17 protein-coding genes are annotated in these 21,250 nt (G+C 55.7%); 8 read left to right on the top strand and 9 right to left on the bottom strand.

The window, feature by feature from the left end:
• Positions 1-55 precede the first annotated feature (55 nt).
• Positions 56-238 (bottom strand): YodC family protein, encoded by a 183-nt coding sequence (locus tag SK53_RS02425; protein WP_003859574.1) that lies wholly within the window; start codon positions 236-238, stop codon positions 56-58.
• 77 nt (positions 239-315) lie between these two features.
• Positions 316-1,227, bottom strand: a complete 912-nt coding sequence (locus SK53_RS02420) for a DUF808 domain-containing protein (RefSeq protein WP_048208428.1) — start codon at positions 1,225-1,227, stop codon at positions 316-318.
• A 178-nt stretch (positions 1,228-1,405) separates the two neighbouring features.
• Between SK53_RS02420 and yedA the strand changes: the two genes are divergently transcribed.
• Positions 1,406-2,320 carry a drug/metabolite exporter YedA gene (gene yedA / locus SK53_RS02415; RefSeq protein WP_003859569.1) on the top strand — a complete coding sequence of 305 codons (915 nt, stop codon included), beginning with the start codon at positions 1,406-1,408 and terminating at the stop codon, positions 2,318-2,320.
• On the opposite strand, the gene SK53_RS02410 is transcribed toward yedA, so the two are convergent.
• From SK53_RS02410 to SK53_RS02400, 3 genes are read right to left on the bottom strand one after another with little or no spacing between them, the layout of a single operon-like run.
• Positions 2,292-2,783 (bottom strand): very short patch repair endonuclease, encoded by a 492-nt coding sequence (locus SK53_RS02410; RefSeq protein ID WP_023324908.1) that lies wholly within the window; start codon positions 2,781-2,783, stop codon positions 2,292-2,294. The genes yedA and SK53_RS02410 overlap by 29 nt on opposite strands.
• Positions 2,764-4,197, bottom strand: a complete 1,434-nt coding sequence (locus tag SK53_RS02405; RefSeq protein ID WP_057979973.1) for a DNA cytosine methyltransferase — start codon at positions 4,195-4,197, stop codon at positions 2,764-2,766. The genes SK53_RS02410 and SK53_RS02405 overlap by 20 nt, the downstream gene beginning before the upstream one ends.
• Positions 4,198-4,240: 43 nt before the next feature.
• Positions 4,241-4,942 carry a phosphohydrolase gene (locus SK53_RS02400; protein WP_045350306.1) on the bottom strand — a complete coding sequence of 234 codons (702 nt, stop codon included), beginning with the start codon at positions 4,940-4,942 and terminating at the stop codon, positions 4,241-4,243.
• Positions 4,943-5,226: 284 nt separating this feature from the next.
• On the opposite strand from SK53_RS02400, the gene ompC reads away from it, so the two are divergent.
• Positions 5,227-6,393, top strand: a complete 1,167-nt coding sequence (gene ompC, locus SK53_RS02395) for a porin OmpC (RefSeq protein ID WP_003859562.1) — start codon at positions 5,227-5,229, stop codon at positions 6,391-6,393.
• Positions 6,394-6,448: 55 nt separating this feature from the next.
• On the opposite strand, the gene SK53_RS02390 is transcribed toward ompC, so the two are convergent.
• A complete protein-coding gene (locus SK53_RS02390) occupies positions 6,449-7,312 on the bottom strand; it encodes an N-acetylmuramic acid 6-phosphate etherase (protein WP_003859560.1) in 864 nt (287 codons plus the stop codon).
• 153 nt (positions 7,313-7,465) lie between these two features.
• On the opposite strand from SK53_RS02390, the gene SK53_RS02385 reads away from it, so the two are divergent.
• Complete coding sequence (locus tag SK53_RS02385; RefSeq protein WP_045350305.1) at positions 7,466-9,082, top strand: sensor histidine kinase; 1,617 nt, start codon at positions 7,466-7,468, stop codon at positions 9,080-9,082.
• Positions 9,079-9,798, top strand: coding sequence for a two-component system response regulator DcuR (dcuR, locus tag SK53_RS02380; RefSeq protein WP_003859556.1), 720 nt, complete (start codon positions 9,079-9,081; stop codon positions 9,796-9,798). Before SK53_RS02385 ends, dcuR begins: the two co-directional genes overlap by 4 nt.
• On the opposite strand, the gene SK53_RS02375 is transcribed toward dcuR, so the two are convergent.
• Positions 9,779-10,741: an FAD:protein FMN transferase gene (locus tag SK53_RS02375; RefSeq protein WP_048208425.1), complete on the bottom strand. Its 963-nt coding sequence runs from the start codon at positions 10,739-10,741 to the stop codon at positions 9,779-9,781. The genes dcuR and SK53_RS02375 overlap by 20 nt on opposite strands.
• Positions 10,742-10,799: 58 nt before the next feature.
• On the bottom strand, positions 10,800-13,580 hold the full coding sequence (locus tag SK53_RS02370; protein WP_023324913.1) for a flavocytochrome c: 2,781 nt from the start codon (positions 13,578-13,580) through the stop codon (positions 10,800-10,802).
• Between the two features lie 609 nt (positions 13,581-14,189).
• Here SK53_RS02370 and SK53_RS02365 point away from each other — a divergent pair.
• On the top strand, positions 14,190-15,698 hold the full coding sequence (locus SK53_RS02365) for an anion permease (RefSeq protein WP_003859551.1): 1,509 nt from the start codon (positions 14,190-14,192) through the stop codon (positions 15,696-15,698).
• 52 nt (positions 15,699-15,750) lie between these two features.
• Positions 15,751-17,400: a class I fumarate hydratase FumA gene (gene fumA, locus SK53_RS02360; RefSeq protein WP_048208423.1), complete on the top strand. Its 1,650-nt coding sequence runs from the start codon at positions 15,751-15,753 to the stop codon at positions 17,398-17,400.
• Here fumA and SK53_RS02355 read toward each other — a convergent pair.
• The gene (locus tag SK53_RS02355; RefSeq protein WP_048208421.1) at positions 17,389-18,294 is read right to left on the bottom strand and encodes a LysR family transcriptional regulator; all 906 of its coding nucleotides are present in this window, start codon (positions 18,292-18,294) and stop codon (positions 17,389-17,391) included. The genes fumA and SK53_RS02355 overlap by 12 nt on opposite strands.
• 95 nt (positions 18,295-18,389) lie before the next feature.
• Here SK53_RS02355 and SK53_RS02350 point away from each other — a divergent pair, with 95 nt between their 5' ends.
• Together SK53_RS02350 and SK53_RS02345 are read left to right on the top strand one after the other, a co-directional pair.
• Positions 18,390-19,685: a serine hydrolase domain-containing protein gene (locus SK53_RS02350; RefSeq protein ID WP_048208420.1), complete on the top strand. Its 1,296-nt coding sequence runs from the start codon at positions 18,390-18,392 to the stop codon at positions 19,683-19,685.
• Between the two features lie 260 nt (positions 19,686-19,945).
• Complete coding sequence (locus SK53_RS02345; protein ID WP_003859542.1) at positions 19,946-21,247, top strand: MFS transporter; 1,302 nt, start codon at positions 19,946-19,948, stop codon at positions 21,245-21,247.
• Positions 21,248-21,250 lie beyond the last annotated feature (3 nt).

The following is a 21,250-nucleotide window of genomic DNA, read 5'->3' as shown; positions in this document are numbered from 1 at the left end:
GATATGATAAGTCTTCTGCCAGTAAAAACGCCCGGCAAGGCCGGGCGTTGTGTGATTAAGCCTTGTCGCGTTTTTGCCTTTTATTAGCAGGCTGAAGCTCGTCTTCACGAAAAGCCTCCCGCTTAATGCCGTATCCATCATGCCACCGACACTCCACCATTCCGCTGGAATACCCGGTGACGATCATGCCTGGACCACCATTTTTAGGCTTAACTTCATCACTGATCAAAAAGACCATACCTGCCTCCTGTATCAGGGTGAAACGTTTTCAATTTAGACGAGGAATAGTCTTTTTGCACCCGGGGTCAGCAATAATTAATGCGATTTCCCGCGTACTTTTTCAACCAGCTTAACAACGGCTACCATAATCAGACCGACGATAAAGCCCAGCACGAGGTTAAGCAGTGTGGGCAGGATCGCAGCGACTACCGCTCCCTGGCCTGACGCAAAATGTTCAATCATGTGATGCAGCGAAGCAACACCGTGCACGATAATTCCGCCGCCGACCAGGAACATTGCCAGGGTTCCCACCACGGATAAGGTTTTCATCAGCCACGGCGCTACCACCAGCAGGCTTTTCCCGATGCCGCGCGCAATTGCGCTGGATTTTTTTTCCAGCCAGAATCCGATATCGTCCAGCTTGACGATCAGCCCGACCAGACCATAAACCCCTATCGTCACGAGGATCGCAATGCCGGACAGGATCAGCACCTGGTTCATCAGAGGGGCTTCTGAGACGATCCCCAGCGTAATCGCCACAATTTCGGCCGAGAGGATGAAGTCAGTACGGATCGCGCCTTTGACCTTATCGCGCTCGAACGTTTTTGGATCCTGCGCGGCCAGCGCTTCCAGACGCTGCTGGCGCATTTCCGGGGTGTCTTTCTCTTTGCGTGCAGCGAACATATGCAACACTTTTTCGGCACCCTCGAAGCACAGGAACGCCCCGCCAATCATCAGCAGGGGCGTAATGGCCCAGGGTATAAAGGCGCTAATCAGCAACGCCAGCGGAACGAGGATCACCTTGTTAATAAAGGACCCTTTCGCTACGCCCCACACCACCGGCAACTCACGGTTCGCCCGCACGCCGCTGACCTGCTGCGCGTTCAACGACAAATCATCTCCCAGTACCCCGGCGGTTTTTTTCGCCGCCAGTTTTCCCATAACCGAAATGTCATCCAGCAAGGTGGCGATATCATCCAGCAATGTTAATAAGCTACTTCCTGCCAAAATCTCTATCCTTCTTTTTTTGCTAATTAAGTGAATAGTATGGAACAAAACTCACCGCCCGGAAACAGGCACCTCACGTCAACAAAAATTTCACATTAACTACACAATTAAAGCACTCGCCAGCCCGATAGTTTTGGCGTTAACTATGAGCGAACTTTTTATTTCGTCGTGAGGGACTATGCGTTTTCGGCATTTATTACCGCTCATTGGAGCACTCTTTTCTCTTTATATCATCTGGGGATCCACCTATTTTGTCATTCGTATAGGCGTGGAAAGCTGGCCCCCGCTGATGATGGCCGGTATTCGTTTCCTTACGGCCGGCGTGCTGCTGATGGCATTTTTATTGCTGCGCGGCCACAGGCTACCGCCGCTGCGTCCCTTGCTTAACGCCGCCCTGATTGGCCTGCTGCTGCTGGCGGTGGGCAATGGCGCGGTAACCGTCGCCGAGCACCAGAACGTACCGTCGGGCATCGCCGCCGTGGTCGTCGCGACCGTGCCGCTGTTTACGCTCTGCTTTAGTCGTCTCTTCGGGATCCGCACCCGTAAGCTCGAATGGCTGGGCATCGCGATTGGGCTTGTGGGTATCATCCTGCTGAACAGCGGCGGTAACCTGAGCGGGAACCCCTGGGCTGCCGTTCTGATCATGATCGGCTCCATGAGCTGGGCCTTCGGCTCGGTCTACGGTTCCCGCATCGAGCTGCCTTCCGGGATGATGGCGGGTGCCATTGAGATGCTCGCGGCAGGCATTGTGCTGCTGATGGCCTCCGCGTTGACGGGTGAAAAACTGACGGCGATGCCAGACCTTTCAGGTTTCCTGGCCGTCGGGTATCTGGCGCTGTTTGGCTCCATTATCGCCATTAACGCCTATATGTACCTGATCCGCAACGTCTCACCGGCGGTTGCCACCAGCTACGCCTACGTTAACCCGGTGGTGGCCGTGCTGCTGGGTACCGGTTTTGCGGGCGAAGTGCTGTCGACGATTGAATGGCTGGCGCTGGGCGTGATTGTCTTTGCCGTGGTGCTGGTCACGCTGGGTAAATATTTGCTGCCCGCGAAACCGATTGTTACGACGTGTGAGGTGGAGAAACCGTGATCGGGTGAATGCCCTGGGTATCGATCTGCGCGGCCTGACCGCCGCCGCAGATCCACTCTTCCAGCCGCTCCGTCAGTTCCACGTCATTCAGCTTCATTCTTCCGCGCAGCGCGCACTCCCAGACAATCAGCACCCGCCAGCCCTGAGCGTAAAGCTGCGAAACATCGCGTTTATCACGCTCGACGTTCCTGCCAATTTTGTCCAGCCAGAAGTCGGTGCGTGTCGCCGGGACTTTAAACAGATAGCAGTCATGATGATGCCAGAAACAGCCGTGGGTAAAGATGATGCACTGGTACGCGTCGATGACGAAATCAGGACGCCCGGCAAGCGTGGCATCCTGAACCCTGAATTCAAACCCGACGGCGGTCAGGAGGCCCGCGATCCGTTTTTCGATCGCGGTATCACGCGTGCCGATGGCACGCATGTTTTTACTGCGCGTGGCCTTATTGTGAACGTCCGCCATTGACGGCCTCACTCTGACGAAGCTGAACGGCCTTGCTGATACGTGAGGCCAGCAGTTTAGCTACGGCGGCAAAGGCGGGCACTACCACCGAGTTGCCAAACTGACGATAGGCCTGGGTGTCCGACACGGGGATGCGAAAACTGTAGCCCTGCGGCGTCTCAAAGCCCATTAAGCGAGCGCACTCGCGCGGCGTTAAGCGCCGCGGTCGGTGCTGTTGGTTCTGTGGATCGTCGAAATCTTTTTCGCCCAGCGCCTTATCCCAGCCCCGATCGATAAGAATTTCCGCGCCATCTTTGTAATAGCGCGCCGACAGCGTACGCGTCACGCTGTCAGGATTAAGCGGATTGACCATGCCAAACCCAAAGCCATTGCCTTTGGCCTGATGCTTTTTGGCATAGCGATAGAGGTATTTCCACAGCACCGGGGTCAGAATGAATTTTGCATCGACGGCCGGCTCCAGCAGATCGGCTACCGTCGGGCGGCGCGCCGGATACAGCGAAGGCAAATCACGCAGCGTAAAATCGCCTTTCAGGTTGAGATCGCGGCGGAAGCCCACCAGCACAATACGTTCGCGGTGCTGTGGCAGGAAGTGTTTACCGTCGATAATTTTCGGATCGTCCGGCCCCATATCCTCTGCATCCGCCACGTCGTAACCCAGTTCATCCAGCGTTTGCATGATAATGCGGAAGGTTTTGCCGCCGTCATGACTCTTTAAATTCTTGACGTTCTCCAGCACAAAAATTGCCGGGCGGCGGGCATCAATAATCCGGGCAACGTCAAAAAACAGTGTGCCCTGCGTATCACAGGCAAAGCCGTGTGCGCGTCCCAGCGCGTTCTTTTTCGACACGCCAGCCAGCGAGAACGGCTGACACGGAAAGCCTGCCAGCAGCACATCGTGCGCCGGAATGGTATTGCGAATGTGTTCGGCGGCCTCTTCATCGCTGACGCCAGTTTTGTGGCTCAGCGTGACATCACGAATATCCGCGTTGAACTGGTGCGCGTCGGGGTCGCAATACCAGTTGGCTTTATAGGTACGGACGGCATGTTTATTCCATTCACTGGTGAACACACACTGCCCGCCAATAGCTTCAAAGCCATGGCGAATGCCGCCGATACCGGCAAAGAGATCGATAAATCGAAAGGCATAATTCGGATGCGCAGCAGGAGGACGCGGCAGCAGGTTGCGCAGATAACGGAACTCGCCGTCGCTCAGGCGGTGCCCTGCCCTGTCGCTTATCAGCAACCGCTTGAGTATCGCCGGGCTCCAGTGACTCTCGCCATGGGCCACCAGCTGGTTTGCCAGCGTTTTAGCATCATACATTTCCAGCAGCTGACGCAGGAGTGCCTGCACGGCTGCCGTTGATTTCTCAACCCGCTCAGGCGCGGGCACAGTCACTGATCGATTTTCCTGCATTCTCTTAACCGGACAATAAAGACAGAAAACAGAGTACCACAGTTCAGGATCGCACACTGCGACGGAAATGGGTCAATATCTGGCTGTCGGTTCCGAGGTAATCGCCCTGTAATTCGGCACTCAGCTTCGCCATAAACTGGATCAGAAAATCGGCATTGTGACGCGCAAGTTTGCGCCCCCGCGCGGTTTGCATAGTGTCCGGCAGGCGCAGGAGTTTGGTCTGAAAGTGGTCGAGCGCGAAGGCTTTATCATCCAGCGCTCGTGTTACGGCGAACGGGTCGTCGGCATCAAACAGCGCGGCGCCCAGCGCACCGGAGACGGCAAAGACGCGCGCCAGGCCGATAGCGCCTAACGCCTCCAGCCGGTCGGCATCCTGCACAATTTTGGCCTCCAGGCTTTGCGGCGCGATACCGGCACTGAAGCTGTGCGCTTCAATAGCATGCTCAACGGCTGCATAACGATCCGGCGGAAAATCAGGAAAGTCGCGACTGAGGATCTCGCGCGTTTTTCGCGCTGCCAGCCGCGAGGAGTGGCTACGTTCCGGGTGATTTTTCGGCAGGCTGACAATGTCATGGAAGTAGCATGCGGTCAACACAACCAGCGGATCGCTATCCTCGTCAGCCATAATACCCTGCGCCGTCATCCAGACGCGGCGAAAATGGGCGATATCGTGCGCCGCATCATCAGTAAAATGATTTTCGTCGAGCCAGCGCTCATAACGGTGCTGCCACTGCGCAAGTTCCATCATCCCATCCTGTTGCTCAAAAGAGAGTGAATTATAATACATCCGAATCAAAATCTTTAATAAATAGAATTGCGAAATACTTAATAATAATTACCCGCTATATTTTCAATTAATTAATTCACATGAAAAATAAAGAGATAAAAAGAAATATTTTGTAATATTTTTACCAGTTTAATTACATTTATTTTTGAACCTAAATAATAATCCATAGAATAGTATCAGCCATGTAGTTACGGAGGGTAATTACATATATTCAGACAATTTATATTTAAAGGGAATATATAATGAAAAGAAAAGTTCTGGCAATTCTTGTACCCGCGTTATTAATGGCTGGCGCAGCAAATGCAGCGGAAATGTATAACAAAAACGGCAACAAAGTTGACCTGTACGGTAAGGTTGATGCGCGTCATACCTTCTCCGACAACCCAGGCGACGACGGCGATGAAACCTATGTACAGGTGGGTTTCAAAGGCGAAACGCAGATCACGAACGACCTGACAGGTTACGGCCAGTGGGAATATAAAACCTACGCTAACGATACCGAAGGCGCAGGCGACACCTCTTTTAACCGTCTGGCCTTTGCTGGCCTGAAATACGGCGAATATGGCTCATTCGATTATGGCCGTAATTACGGCGTCGTGTATGACGTTGAAGCCTGGACCGATATGCTGCCGGTATTTGGTGGCGACTCCTATACCTGGACCGACAACTATATGGTTGGCCGTACTAACGGTGTGGCGACCTACCGTAATAATGACTTCTTCGGTCTGGTCGATGGCCTGAACTTTGCGCTGCAATACCAGGGTGCTAACGAAGGTGCTAACGCAAACGAAAATCAGGAAGGCACCAAAAACGGTCATGATGATGTTCGTTTCCAGAACGGCGACGGCTTCGGTATGTCTACCACCTATGACTTCGATTTCGGCCTGACGCTGGGTACGGCTTATTCTTCCTCTGACCGTACTAACGACCAGGTCGCTTACGGCGCTGGCACCTATAACCGCTTCAGCAAATATGCTGGCGGTGAACGTGCGGAAGCGTGGACAATCGGCGCTAAATACGATGCTAATGATGTCTATCTGGCCATGATGTATGCGGAAACCCGTAACATGACTCCGTACGGCAACGATGGCATCGCCAACAAAACCCAGAACTTTGAAGCCGTAGCACAGTACCAGTTTGACTTCGGTCTGCGTCCATCCCTGGCGTGGGTCTATTCTAAAGGCATCGATTTGGGTGGTAACGATTATCATCCAGGCAATGGTTATGACTATGTAGACCAGGATCTGGTTAACTATATCGACGTGGGCATGACCTACAGCTTCAACAAGAACTTCTCCACCTACGTTGATTATAAAATCAACCTGCTGGACGAAGATGATGCCTTCTACAATGACAACGGTATTTCTACCGATGACATCGTTGGCGTAGGCATGACCTACCAGTTCTAAGCACTATCAAAATTAAAGCCCGCGATGCGGGCTTTTTTTATTTGACACTGAAATGTTATGGCGCTTCCTGCAAGGCCAGGCGAACAAACCCGTTATTCTGCGCCAGCAATTCATGCGCTTTCCAGGCATTCAGACCCGTCAGCACCATCAGTACCGCCGTTTTGCACTGGTGGTTACAGCTTTCCAGCGCGGCCTTCGCCTGCGCCCGGCTACATCCCCCCGCTTCCATCACAATGGCAATTTGTCGTTCGGCCCATCTGGTGTTGCTTGCCTCCAGATCAACGCGCAGGTTGCTGTACACCCGTCCTGTCCGTACCGCCAGACCGGTGGTGATCATATGCAGGATCATGCTTTGCGCAATGCCTGCTTTAGCGTTGGTATACCCGGCCACCACATCCGCGCCCAGATCGGGAGCAATGACCATACTCGCCAGCTGCGCCGCTTCACTTTGCGCATCCTCCGTAATGAGCGCAACCGTTGAGCCCAGAGACCACGCATGACGCATCGCGCCCCATACCCATGGGGTTTTGCCGCTGACGGACAGCGCCAGCATCATGTCATGCTCGCCAAATTCTATCGTCTGAAGGTCGGCAACGCCGCTCGCGTAGCTTCCGGCGTTATCGCCTGCTGTCATCGCAATGACGGGGTGTTTGCCCGGCGCAAACGCTTCTGCCGCCTGCTCAGCCACGCGTCCGGACGCGCCCGCGCCGGTCAGCACCAGACGTCCGCCGTGGCTAAGCGTCGCCGCCGCGTTATCCACCACGCGGGCCAGCATACTTAAGTGTGGGGTAAGTGCAGAAGAGATTTGCGCGTCATCCTGGTGTATGACATTAAGCATATCCAGCGTCGATAATCTGTCGATGTTCATCGTGCTGGCGTGCCGTCTTTCCCTGGCCGTACCGGTAAGCATAATGCTCATAAACTGCCTCCTTATTATGAGTACCCACACACTATAAAGTGTTTTATATAGGTCACCTGAGAGGAGGCTCACGAAACGCCTCTCTTTACATGGCTTTATGAAACGCCCGTCATCAGCGATAATTAGCCCTTTCTTTTTCATCGCGGAGTGTTAATGAGCGATTTGCAGCCTTTCCCCCCGACGCGCAAGCGCCCTATGAAGCTGAATACGCTGGTTACGCTGATGGTGTGCGCGATTATCGGCTCGGTGCTGCTGGTGGTCTTCGCGCTCTACTCTGTGCAGATCACCCGCGCCACGCGCGATGACGTGAAAGATACCGCGCTGGGTATCGCCCGGACGCTGGCCGACAGCCCGGAGATCAAGCGTGGCCTGATGGAATCGCCGCAGGCTGGCATCATCCAGCCGCTAGCCGAGGCGGTGACGAAGCGCAACGACCTGTTGTTTACCGTGGTCACCGACCTGCGTGGGATCCGCTATTCCCATCCAAACGAAGCGCTGTTAGGTTTGCATTTTATTGGCGACGATCTGACGCCCGCCCTGGAAGGGAAAGAGAATGTCTCCGTTAACCGCGGCGCGCTCGCGGAAGCGCTGCGCGTCTTTACCCCCGTGTATGACGACCAGCACGACCAGATCGGCGTGGTGGTGGTGGGCATTTCGCTGAATAAAGTTGAAGATCAGATTGCCCGCGGGCGGCTCAACGCCGTGTGGACCATCTTATTCAGCGTTCTGATGAGCTCAGTGGCGATCTGGGGTCTGGTCCGGGTTCTGAAACGTATCCTCTTTGGGCTGGAGCCTTACGAGATCTCAGCCCTCTTTGAGCAGCGCCAGGCCATGTTGCAGTCCCTGCGCGAAGGCGTGATGGCCGTGGATATGCACGGGCGCGTGACGATGATTAACCACACCGCCAGAGAGATTTTGCTCCTGAGCTCGGGTGAGCACTCCGAGAGCAGCGGCGAACCACTGCTGGCCAGCCTGCGGGAAGTGGCGAAAACCGGCATTGCTCGCCAGGATCAGGAGATCGGCTGTAACGGACGGCTACTGCTGTGCAACATGGTCCCCGTGAAAAGCCAGAATCAGGTGATCGGGGCAATCAGCACCTTCCGCGATAAGACCGAAATCAGCCAGTTAATGCAGCGTATCGATGGCATGGTCAACTATGTTGATGCCCTGCGCTCCCATACGCATGAGTTTATGAACAAGCTGCACGTGATCCTCGGCCTGCTGCACATGAAGCGCTACGATAAGCTGGAGGAGTACATCATCCAGACCGCGCAGAATTATCAGACGGATATCGGCGCGATACAGCGCAAAGTTAAATCGCCGGTCATTGCGGGTTTCCTGCTGGGTAAAATTAACCGCGCCAAAGAGGCCGGAGTGACCCTGACGCTGGCGGAGGAGAGTCAGCTTCCTGACACCGCCAATGAAGAGCAGGTTGCGGTGCTGATCACCGTGCTGGGCAATTTAATCGAAAATGCCCTGGATGCGATGGAAGGCCAGCCGGAAGGCGAGATCGGCCTGCTGCTGCATTATCAGAACGGCTGGCTGAGCGGTGAGGTCAGCGATGACGGTCCCGGTATTGATCCCGAGCGGCTGGAGGCTATTTTTACAAAGGGCTACTCAACAAAAGGTGAAAACCGCGGCGTTGGGCTGTTCCTTGCGCGTCAGCAGATCCAGAATCTGGGCGGAGATATTACCGTCGAGTCTGAACCTGGCGTATTTACCCAATTTTTTGTTCAGATCCCCTGGGATAGCGAGAGGAATATCGCGTGATAAATGTGTTAATTGTCGATGATGACGCCATGGTAGCCGACCTCAACCGTCTGTATGTTAACCGCGTTGAGGGTTTTAGCTGCTGCGGCGTCGCTTCCACGCTCAACCAGGCCGAGGCGTTGATCGCCAACCCAGGCCAGCCGATCGATCTGGTGCTGCTGGATGTCTATATGCAGCAGGATAACGGGCTGGATCTGCTCCCCATCATTCGCGCGTCGGGTCGCCCGATTGACGTCATCATGATCTCGTCGGCCTCCGACGCCGCAACAATCCAGACGTCCATGCACTATGGCGTGGTGGATTACCTGATTAAACCGTTCCAGTTCCCGCGTTTTGAAGAGGCGCTGAACGGCTGGAAGGCAAAGCGCAGCCTGATGGGATCGCATCAGTATTATGAACAGGCCGACGTCGACAGGCTGATCCACGGCGGCGCGCCGGAGCTGGCTGACAGCAAAAAATTACCGAAAGGCCTAACGCCGCAGACGCTGCGCACCATTTGCCAGTGGATCGACAGCCATCCGGAGATAGAATTTTCCACCGACGATCTGGCGAATGCGGTCAACATTTCCCGCGTCTCCTGCCGCAAATACCTGATCTGGCTGGCGCAAATTAATATCCTGTTCACCAGCATTCATTACGGCGCTACCGGCCGACCGGTATATCGCTACCGTTTGCAGCCGGAACAGGTCGGACTGCTCAAACAGTACTGCCAGTAATTCGGTAGCTGTCGTCCAGAAGGGTAAAACGGAAGTGGTGCATCGAGGAGATCACCACTTCTTTTGTTTTGGTGACAAAAATGGCTTCAATATCGGGGCGCGAACGCAGCGCGGCGCAGCCCTTTTCCACACCCATGCCGTAGATCAGCGTGGTCCAGATATCGCCGTCGAGAGAGTCTGGCGAAATAATCGTCACGCTGTCCAGTTCGTTATCCAGCGGGTAGCCGGTGCGCGGGTCAAGTATGTGGTGATAACGTTTGCCGTTCTGCTCGAAATAGCGCTCATAGGTGCCTGACGTTACCACCGACCGGTTCTCTACCGTCATAGCGCCAATCAGCGCGTCACCGGCGAACGGTTTTTTCAGGCCGACGCGCCAGCCGCCCTCCGGCGAACCTAACGTCTGGACGTTGCCGCCAAGGTTGATCAGCCCAAGTTCAACGCCCTCTTTATGCAGGTGATCCCGCACCCTGTCGGCGATATAGCCTTTAGCAATAGCACCCAGATCGATCTCCATTCCCTGGCGCGTAAGAAACACGCTGCTATTGGCTTCATCCAGCACCACGTCCGCAGGATCCGTGATGCCCATCAAGGCGGCGATCTCGTCCGCGGGCGGTACCGCGTCCCCCTTAAAGCCAATTTTCCAGCATTTCACCAGCGGGCCGATCGCCAGGTTAAAGGCGCTGTCTTTAAGCAGGCTTGCCGCTTTCGCGCAGCGGATCAGCTCAAACACCGGACGACTGACGGCAACCGGATGCTGACCGGCCGCATGGTTGATGTCCATTACCTGGGAGTGCGCACGGTTAACGGTGAGCAGATCTTCGTACTGTTTGATCAGGAGAAACACGCGGGAGGCAAGCGCTTCGTCATGGGAAAAGAGTTTCAGGAGGATGGGCGAGCCCATCAGAACGGCGGAGTAGCTGTAAACGCGATGGCTATCAGGCATTGCATGAGTCCTCAGGGGTAGCCCCGGCAGGCACCGCGCCGCCGGGGAAACAGGAGCCTTACCGTGTTTTCGAACGCATAGCCGCCTGATGTCCTGCAAGCGTACCAAAAATAATGATATCTGCCACCGCATTACCGCCGATGCGGTTACCGCCGTGGATGCCCCCGACAACCTCACCCGCAGCAAACGCTCCCGGCAATACGTTGTGGTTGCTGTCCAGCACGCAGGTATCGGTATTGATGGTCACGCCGCCCATGGTGTGGTGAACCCCTGGTGCAATCTGAATGGCGTAGAACGGCCCTTCGTTGATTGGCGCACGCAGCGCGGTGGTACGTCCAAAGTCGTCATCGTGCTGTTTCTCCACAAAGCCGTTGTAGCGTTCCAGCGTTGCCAGGAACTGGTGGTGATCCATCCCCAGCGCTTCCGCCAGGGCTTTTGGCGAACTGGCGCTGGTAACAAACCCTTTCGCGATGTACTCATCCGCGGCTTTATTTTTGACGCGAACATGCTCGTCAAAGACGATGTAAGCGTATTTCTCCGGCAGCGCGATGATTGACGCCGAGACTTTATCGCGGGTCTCCATTTCGTTAAAGAATCGGTTGCCCTGCTGGTTTACCAGAATCGCCCCGCCGCCGCGGATGGATTCGGAAATCAGATACGACGTTTTCTGCTCAACGGTTGGGTGGATCTGAATTTCGCCCATATCCACTGTGCCCGCACCGATACGCTCCAGCAGCGCGATACCGCCCCCGGTCGCCCCTTTGTGGTTAGTGGTAACGAACCCTGCCAGATCCGGACGGTATTTCACCACCATCTGGCTGTTGGCGCTGAAGCCACCCGTTGCGACAATCACGCTTTTGGTTGCCACGGTGAGGGTTTCGTTCTCTTCGGTGGTCAGACGCACGCCGGTCACTTCGCCGTTTTCGAAGATGATGTCGCTCACGGAGGTATCCAGCATCACCTCGATGTTGCGCTTGTTGACGTTACGCACCAGGCCGCTGATCAGATACCCGCCCACTGCGGAACCGTCTTTCGGACGGTGCGTACGGTCGATGCTCATCCCGCCGGTGGTGGTGATGTCGTTCAGCATAATGCCGCGCGTTGCCAGCCATTCGATGGCCTGCGGCGCGTTCTCGACAAAGCGACGCAACAGTTCAGGGTTGTTCTTATTGCCACCGCCTTTCAGGCTTTCCTGGTAGAACAGCTCTTTGCTGTCCTGAATGCCCTTCACGCGCTGGAAGCGGGTCTCCGCCGCGTTCATCCCGGCAGAGGCTTTAATGGTGTTCCCGCCAATAGTCGGCATTTTCTCAACGATCAGCACGCTCGCGCCTTCGTCGTGAGCCTGAATCGCCGCCGCCAGACCGGCGCCGCCGCTGCCGACAACCACCACGTCCACGCTTTTAGTCTCATTCGGGTCAGCGCCCTCTTCTGCCGCCAGCGCTTTGCTGGATTTCAGCATCGCCTTCGAGACCGCTTTTTTCACCGCCTCGCTTTGGCTGGTCGCGCCGGTGATAGCATCCACGTGCGGAGTGTTGGCATCAAGAATTCGGGTACGGATCTCTTCGAAGCTGGTGACAAACTCGACGTCTTCACTCGGGCCGGAGGCCAGTTCGATATCGGCAATACGATCGGTTTCGAGGCTGACGTTAATCACCAGTTCGTTAGCATCGTCCTGCACTTTTTCAATAAAGGTGCCCGGTTTGAATTTAGATTCGCCCATGCTCATGTCGCGGATCATCGCTTCCACCAGCGAGAAGCGCCACAGCGGTTCCGGGATGCTAAGTTCTTCGCGTCGGGTACTGTCCATAAACAGCTCCAGGCTTTCGCCCGCCGCGATGCGATCGGTCCAGTCCGGATAGGCGATGGTGGCACGACCAACGGCAATCAGGTCGTAACCGTGATCCAGCGCTTCATTCACATCCGTGGCATTCACCACGCCGCCAACGCCCATCACCGGTACCTGAGCCAGCGTGTCTGAGCGCATGGCGCAGTATTTTTCGATAAGTGGCGTCGGGTCCTGAGTATCGACGATAGAAGGACGCAGGGCGGCGCCAAGGGAAAAGTGGAGATAATCCACCCCGCGCGCGGCCAGTTTTTCCAGCAGATACAGGGTATCTTCGAAGCGAATGCCCGGGACTTCCAGCTCTTCCGGAGAGAAACGGTAGCCAATGATAAACGCGTCGTCCGCGTACTGGCGCACCATCTTGTGGGTAATGTCCAGCACCGCCAGCGGGAATTTCGCGCGGTTTTCGCGGCTGCCGCCCCACTCGTCGTCGCGCTGGTTGGAGTTCGGGGAGAAGAACTGCTGGATCAGATAGGTATTCGCCCCGTGGATTTCGACGCCGTCGAACCCGGCCTGAATTGCGCGGCGCACGGCTTCGCCAAACTTGCCGATCATGCCTTCCACCTCTTCCGCGGTCAGGGCAACCGGCGTGGCGGCACCGTCACGCGGCGCGGCAACGGCGCTTGGGCCAACCGGCGTGCGACCGCCGATCAGTTTTGGGTCGACCATACGGCCGCCGTGGTAGATTTGCAGCAGGGCTTTGGAGCCTTTTGACTTGATGGCGTCAGCGATTTTTGCCAGCCCGGCGATTTTCTCGTCGTTATCAATGCCAATTGCGCCCGGGAACGCCAGGCCGAGATCGTCAACAAAACAGCACTCAACGATGATGGTGCCGATGCTGCCCGCGCGGGCGCGGTAGTACTCCACCAGCTCGCTGGTCACGGTGCCATCGTAATAACCGGTACAGGTTGTCATCGGGGCCATTAACAAACGGTTTTTCAGTTCAGTACCATTCGGTAATGTGAAGGGGCTTAAAATACGTTCGTTAGTGCTCATAATAGAAACTCCAAACTTTAAAAATTAAGAATTCGTTATCGGGATGATTTTTTTATTTCGTGTCTTTTGCCGATGTCATGATAGTAATATAAGGCTTTTTTTAGTTTCTAAAGCCATTACGTTAGTTAATAAACTATTTAATCCCTTCGATAACATTAATAACACATTGGTGTTAGCGGGAATGTTTCACTCGTTCACAATAATTTAAAAAAAGTTAAATCACAAAAGGTCAAACCAATACACCACAACTATCAAAAAACCAAATAAAACAACAACAAGCAAAAGCACCAAAATTTAAATGTTATAGTTTTGATACATAAAATGCGTAAAATCAGCGAATAACCACACTACTCAGAGTGGTTATTATAAAAAATATAAAAATAGTCATTCAGTTCCGTTTTTTTGATCGTGATCAATAGTTATGGCATTCAAAAGAGCAATATAAAAACATCATCATTTTTTATTTGGCGCAAACAAAAATGCGTTAAATCGCTATTACTGAAAACACAAAAACGCACCTTAAATAACTAAAAAAAGCAAAACGAATAAAGCAATCGAATTTGTGTTTTCGCTGTACGACGAATTTTTGACAACTTAAGACGTGAAACTATGAAAACAAAAACTGCTGTAACGCCTCCTGCGGCGAATCTGGCATCAAATGGAACAGCAAAACGCCTGCTGATGATGGCCCTGCCCGTCATTGTTGCCGTCCTGCTGTTGTTTGTTCCCGTTCCGGACGGGCTGCCGCCTTATGCGTGGCACTACTTCGCCATCTTTGTCGGCGTCATCGTCGGGTTAATTTTCGAACCGCTGCCGGGCGCCGTGATCGGTCTTACCGGCGTCGTGGCGATTGCGCTGTGCAGCCAGTGGGTGCTCTTTAGCCCGGAACAGCTGGCTGACCCAAAATTCAAGCTGGCGGGCGCCTCCTTTAAATGGGCGGTCAGCGGGTTTGGTAACTCCACCGTGTGGCTGATCTTCGGTGCCTTTATGTTTGCTGCGGGCTACGACAAAACCCGCTTCGGCCGCCGCCTGGCGCTGATACTGGTGAAATATCTGGGCCGTCGCAGCCTGACGCTCGGTTACGCCATTACCTTCGCAGACCTGCTGCTGGCCCCGTTTACCCCGTCCAATACCGCGCGCAGCGGTGGGACCATCTACCCGATCATCGCCAACCTGCCGCCGCTGTACGGTTCAAAACCCAACGACCCAAGCGCGCGCAAAATCGGTTCGTATCTGATGTGGGTGGCAATTACCGCGGCCTGTATCACCAGCTCGATGTTCCTTTCCGCTCTGGCACCTAACCTGCTGGCGCTGGCGCTGGTAAAAAGCACGGTCGGAATTGATATCTCATGGGGGACCTGGTTCCTCGCCTTCCTGCCGCTGGGTATTCTGCTGATCCTGACCATGCCGCTGCTGGCTTACTGGTTCTACCCGCCGGAAGTGAAGGTAAACAACGAAGTACCGTTGTGGGCGACCCGTGAACTGGAAAAACTGGGCAAACTGTCGCGCAATGAGATCCTGCTGCTGGTGTTCGTGTGCTGTGCGCTGCTGATGTGGATCTTCGCCGCGGCGTGGATTGAACCGGCCATGGCTGCCCTGCTGATCGTTGGCCTGATGCTGTGGACCGGCGTGCTGGAGTGGAACGATATCACCGGTAACAAAGCCGCGTGGAATACCTTCGTGTGGTTCGCCACCCTGGTGGCGCTGGCGGATGGCCTCTCCTCCACCGGCTTTATCAGCTGGCTGGGTAAAGAAGGCGGCCTGCTGATGAGCGGTATTTCTCCGGGTGTCGCCACCATCGTGCTGCTGCTGGCGTTCTACCTGCTGCACTATCTGTTCGCCAGCACCACCGCGCACACCACGGCGCTGCTGCCTGCGATGCTGACTATCGCCTCCACCATTCCGGGCATGAATATGGAAGTGTTCGTCCTGCTGATGGTGACCTCTCTGGGCGTGATGGGGATCATCACCCCCTACGGTACGGGTCCAAGCCCGATTTACTACGGTAGCGGTTACCTGCCAACCAAAGACTACTGGCGCCTCGGCACCATCTTCGGCGCCATCTTCCTGGCGGCCCTGCTGCTGATTGGCTACCCGTGGATGTCCATGATGTTCTGATTCCTGACCGCCGGACATATCCTCCGGCGGTTTTATTTTTGTGGAGCAAGCTATGTCAAACAAACCCTTTATTTACCAGAACCCCTTCCCTCTCGCGCATGACGACACCGAATACTATCTGCTGACCAAAGAGCATGTCTCCGTTGCCGAGTTCGACGGTCAGGAAATGCTGAAAGTGGAGCCGGAAGCCCTGACCCTGCTGGCGCAGCAGGCTTTCCACGACGCCGCGTTTATGCTGCGTCCGTCTCATCAGAAGCAGGTTGCCGCCATTCTTAACGATCCGGAAGCCAGCCAGAACGATAAGTACGTTGCCCTGCAATTCCTGCGCAACTCCGAAATTGCGGCGAAAGGCGTGCTGCCCACCTGTCAGGATACCGGTACGGCAATCATTATGGGTAAGAAAGGCCAGCGCGTCTGGACCGGCGGCGGCGACGAAGCGGCGCTGAGTCAGGGCGTGTATAACACCTATATTGAAGACAACCTGCGCTACTCGCAGAATGCGGCGCTGGATATGTATAAAGAGGTGAATACCGGCACCAACCTGCCCGCGCAGATCGACCTCTACAGCGTTGATGGTGACGAGTATAAATTCCTGTGCATGGCGAAAGGCGGCGGTTCCGCCAACAAAACTTATCTATATCAGGAAACCAAAGCGCTGATCACCCCGGCGAAGCTGAAAAATTATCTGGTTGAGAAGATGCGGACCCTGGGCACCGCGGCCTGCCCGCCTTACCATATCGCCTTCGTTATCGGCGGCACCTCTGCGGAAGCCACGCTGAAAACCGTCAAGCTCGCCTCTGCGCGCTACTACGATGGCCTGCCAACCGAAGGCAACGCGCACGGCCAGGCGTTCCGCGACGTCCAGCTCGAGCTGGAACTGCTTCAGGAAGCGCAAAACCTCGGCCTGGGCGCGCAGTTTGGCGGGAAATACTTCGCGCACGATATTCGCGTAATCCGTCTGCCGCGCCACGGCGCCTCCTGCCCGATCGGCATGGGCGTCTCCTGCTCCGCTGACCGCAACATCAAGGCGAAGATTAACCGCGAGGGGATCTGGATTGAGAAGCTGGAGCACAATCCGGGCCAGTATATTCCTGAATCCCTGCGCCAGCAGGGAGAAGGCGACGTGGTAAGCATTGATCTGAACAAGCCGATGCCCGACATTCTGGCGCAGCTTTCCGCGCACCCTGTCTCCACCCGCCTGTCGCTGAACGGCACCATTATTGTGGCGCGCGACATCGCCCATGCGAAGCTGAAAGAGCTGCTCGACAACGGGGAAGAACTGCCGCAGTACGTTAAAGATCACCCGATTTACTATGCAGGCCCGGCGAAAACGCCAGAAGGTTACGCGTCTGGCTCCTTAGGCCCGACCACCGCCGGGCGTATGGACTCCTACGTAGACTTACTGCAATCCAACGGTGCGAGCATGATCATGCTGGCCAAAGGTAACCGCAGCCAGCAGGTCACCGACGCCTGCCATAAGCACGGCGGCTTCTACCTCGGCAGCATTGGCGGCCCGGCGGCGGTACTGGCGCAAAACAGCATCAAGAGTCTGGAGTGCGTGGCGTATCCTGAACTGGGAATGGAAGCCATCTGGAAAATTGAAGTGGAGAACTTCCCGGCGTTTATCCTGGTGGATGACAAAGGCAACGACTTCTTCCAGGAGATCCAGAATAAACAGTGCAAAGGGTGCTCACAGCGCTGAGCGTTTCCATAACGCCGGAAGCTGCGACAGCGTATCGTTGATCAACCCGCGCTTGTCGCTGCCCGGCTTCCAGATGGTGACCACCGTCTGGCTTATCCCCTGGCTGCCCACTTCGGTGGGCAGCCTTTTTACGTTTTTCCACTGCGTTGCGTGAAGATGGGTCGGCAAAAATCCCCAGCCGCAGCCCTGCTCCAGCAGGCCGCGCAGCATCTCCAGTTCGTTAGTGAAAAGCGTGTGCCCTGAAATTTGCAGGCGACGGGCAACCGGCTCGTCTGACGCGGCATGCATAACCACCTGTGGAACCAGAGAGAGATCGAGCAGCGACACCGGCGACGCAACCTCCGCAAAAAGCGCCGTTGCGGCGTAAAAATCCATTTCGATCGCCCCCAGCGCCCGCCACTCCATCTCATTGCCCACGCTGCGGTTGCGCGCCTGGCAGATGCCCAGATCGGCCTGACCGCTCGCCAGCATGGCTTCCGCCTCATTGCGCGATGCGCTGGTCAGGCTCAGGCGGATCTTTTTCGTCGCCAGCGTAGCGATCAGCGCCTGCAAAAAGGCTCTGGGGGTGAACGGATCGTAAACGAGGGCAATGTCCTGCGTGGCGCTGTCCGGCACCGTACGGGCAAACGCCTCAAACGCTTTGACCTGCCGCATCAGCAGGTGCGCCTGCCGCTGAAGCTGCTCCCCCTCCGGCGTCAGGCGCAGGCTACGCCCCTCCCGCAGGAACAGCGCGTAGCCCAGCCCATCCTCAAGGAAATCGATCAGATCCCGCAGGGTTGTACGATCTTTGCCGAGTTTACTGGCCGCCTTCATCAGGCTGCCGTGCTCAGCGACGGCGGTGAACGCCTCAAGCTGGGCAAAGGAATAGATCAGTGATGCCACGTCATTCTCCACGCGATTTTTCCGGGGGATTTTCCCCCATAACGCGTTTTTTATTATAGGCCTCAGGTTCTTAAACTGAAGTCATTCCTGAGCCAAACGAGATAAATATGAAAATCAAAACAAACCGCACGCTGCTCGCGGCGCTGGTTATCAGCAGCCTGCTCTCGCCCGCCGTCATGGCGGCCTGCAACGGTACCGAACTCACGACCTGTCCGGCGCCTTTCGATGCCAGACTCCCGGACGCACATACCATGCTCACCTGGAGCCAGGCCGATCGCGTGGTGGGCTTTCGCAATGACTACCGCAACTACGCGGGCGATGTGTTCCGCCACGGCAACGCTACGCCACTGCTGCCCGCAGAAAAACCGCTCATCGATGCCCGCTATCAGGTGAAGGGTAAGATTTACAATCTTCAGGATTACCTGAAACGCCAGAACGTCAGCGGCATGCTGGTGCTGAAAAATGGCAAAGTGGCCTATAAATATCTGGGAGAAGGCAATACCGACTCTACGCTCTGGACATCGCGTTCCGTGGGCAAATCCGTGGTCTCCGCGCTGGTGGGTGTTGCGATTAAAGAAGGGAAAATCCACTCCCTGGACGACCTTGTCACCCAATACGAACCGGATTTAAAAGGCACCGCCTGGGAGGGCGTAACGCTGAAACAGCTCATCACCCACACCTCGGGCGTGGCGTGGACTGAAGATTACACCAACGCGCAATCTGACTTCGCCCGGCTTACCGAATGCGAAGCGAAACCGGGCACCTACGACTGTGTGCGCACCCTGGTGAAGGGGTTACACCGTGAACACCCGGCGGGCGAAAACTGGTCCTATTCCTCGGGTGGTGCCTGGCTGTTAGGCGATGTGCTTGAGCGCGCCACCGGCATGACGCTCGCGGCGTATCTGGAGAAAAGCATCTGGCAGCCGTACGGTATGGCGAGCGACGGCGTGTGGCATGCCTACAGCAAAGGCCAGCACGACGTGGGTGCGCATGGGTTCAACGCCACGCTGGAAGACTGGGGGCGTTTCGGGGAGTTTATCCTGCATAACGGTACCCTGCCGGACGGAAAGCAGATCCTCCCCGAGGGCTGGGTGAAACAGTCCTCAGCCTGGACACAGGCCAAAGGATCGGTGTCCGAGGCGCATCCGAAGGGGTTGTACGGCTACCAGTGGTGGAACAATGAAGTGCCAGCCACCGCCACAAATGTGGAGCCGAAAGTCGAAAATTCGCTGAAGGATTCCCTGTGGGCGCTGGGTATTTTTGGGCAGATGATCATGGTTAATCAGAAAGAAAATCTGGTTATCGTCCAGTGGTCCACCTGGCCGCAGGCAGAGCCGTCATTCAGCGCCCAGCCGCTGGAAGCGTCGCTGATGTTTAGCGCGATTGCGAACGCGCTGCGCTGATAATCCCAAGCCAGGCCCCGCCTGGCTTCTCATCTGCGCGGTGTCACAAAACTGATATATCAGCGACTTAGCGAAACGTGGTAAATAAAAGATCATCGAAATGTTAAGTTATTGTTGAATATGTAAATACTGGTCAACGCATTGTCATTAATGCACCACACGCATCGGTTTATGCGCTATTTGCGCTTATTAATTTCCACTTCCTGATCCAGTTTTCAGAAACAGACGAGCATAACGTCGCTATAAAACTGGAGATAATCATGGTTTCCTCAACCTCACCTGCAACGGTTCGTGCGAAAGCGGGCGCGATTTTCCGCGTCACGTCGGGCAACTTTCTTGAGCAATTCGACTTCTTTCTGTTCGGCTTTTATGCCACCTACATCGCCCATACTTTTTTCCCGGCAAGCAGTGAATTTGCGTCACTGATGATGACCTTCGCCGTCTTTGGCGCGGGCTTCCTGATGCGTCCGATCGGGGCCATTGTGCTGGGGGCTTACATTGATAAAGTGGGCCGCCGTAAAGGGCTGATCGTCACCCTGTCGATTATGGCCGCCGGAACCTTTCTGATTGTGCTGATCCCTTCTTATCAGAGCATTGGCCTGTGGGCACCGCTGCTGGTGCTGACCGGCCGCCTGTTGCAGGGTTTTTCGGCAGGTGCCGAGCTGGGCGGGGTTTCGGTTTATCTGGCGGAGATCGCCACGCCGGGCCGCAAGGGTTTCTATACCAGCTGGCAGTCAGGTAGCCAGCAGGTCGCCATTATGATCGCGGCGGCGATGGGCTTCGCGCTGAATGTGGTGCTGGAAGAGAGTGCCATTCGCGAATGGGGGTGGCGTATTCCGTTCCTGTTTGGCTGTCTGATTGTGCCGTTCATCTTTTTCCTGCGCCGCAAGCTCGAAGAGACCGAGGAATTCAGCGCCCGTCGCCACCATCTGGCGATGCGTCAGGTCTTCACAACGCTGCTCGCCAACTGGCCGGTCGTCGTCGCGGGCATGCTGATGGTGGCGATGACCACCACCGCGTTTTACCTGATCACCGTTTACGCGCCGACCTTCGGTAAAAAAGTCCTGATGCTTAGCGCGTCGGACAGTCTTCTGGTCACGCTGCTGGTGGCGGTGTCCAACTTCATCTGGCTTCCGGTGGGCGGCGCGCTGTCGGATCGCTTCGGGCGTAAACCGGTGCTGATCGCTATGACGCTGCTGGCGCTGGCGACCAGCTATCCGGCGCTGACGATGCTGGCCGCAGCCCCGAGCTTCTCAATGATGCTGACCGTGCTGCTGTGGCTCTCTTTCCTCTACGGCCTGTATAACGGCGCGATGATCCCGGCCCTGACTGAGATCATGCCAGCAGAGGTGCGCGTGGCGGGCTTCTCGCTGGCTTACAGCCTGGCAACGGCGGTCTTTGGCGGTTTCACGCCGGTGATTTCGACCGCCTTAATTGAGTACACCGGCGACAAAGCTTCCCCGGGCTACTGGATGAGCTTTGCCGCCGTTTGCGCCCTGCTGGCAACGCTCTATCTCTATCGTCGTCGCACGTTAATCCTGCAAACTGCCGTTAAGGAGTGATCC

The organism is Enterobacter sp. MGH119 (assembly GCF_001037675.1).
Taxonomy (GTDB): domain Bacteria; phylum Pseudomonadota; class Gammaproteobacteria; order Enterobacterales; family Enterobacteriaceae; genus Enterobacter; species Enterobacter hormaechei_C.
This window is presented reverse-complemented; position numbering and strand designations above follow the sequence as displayed.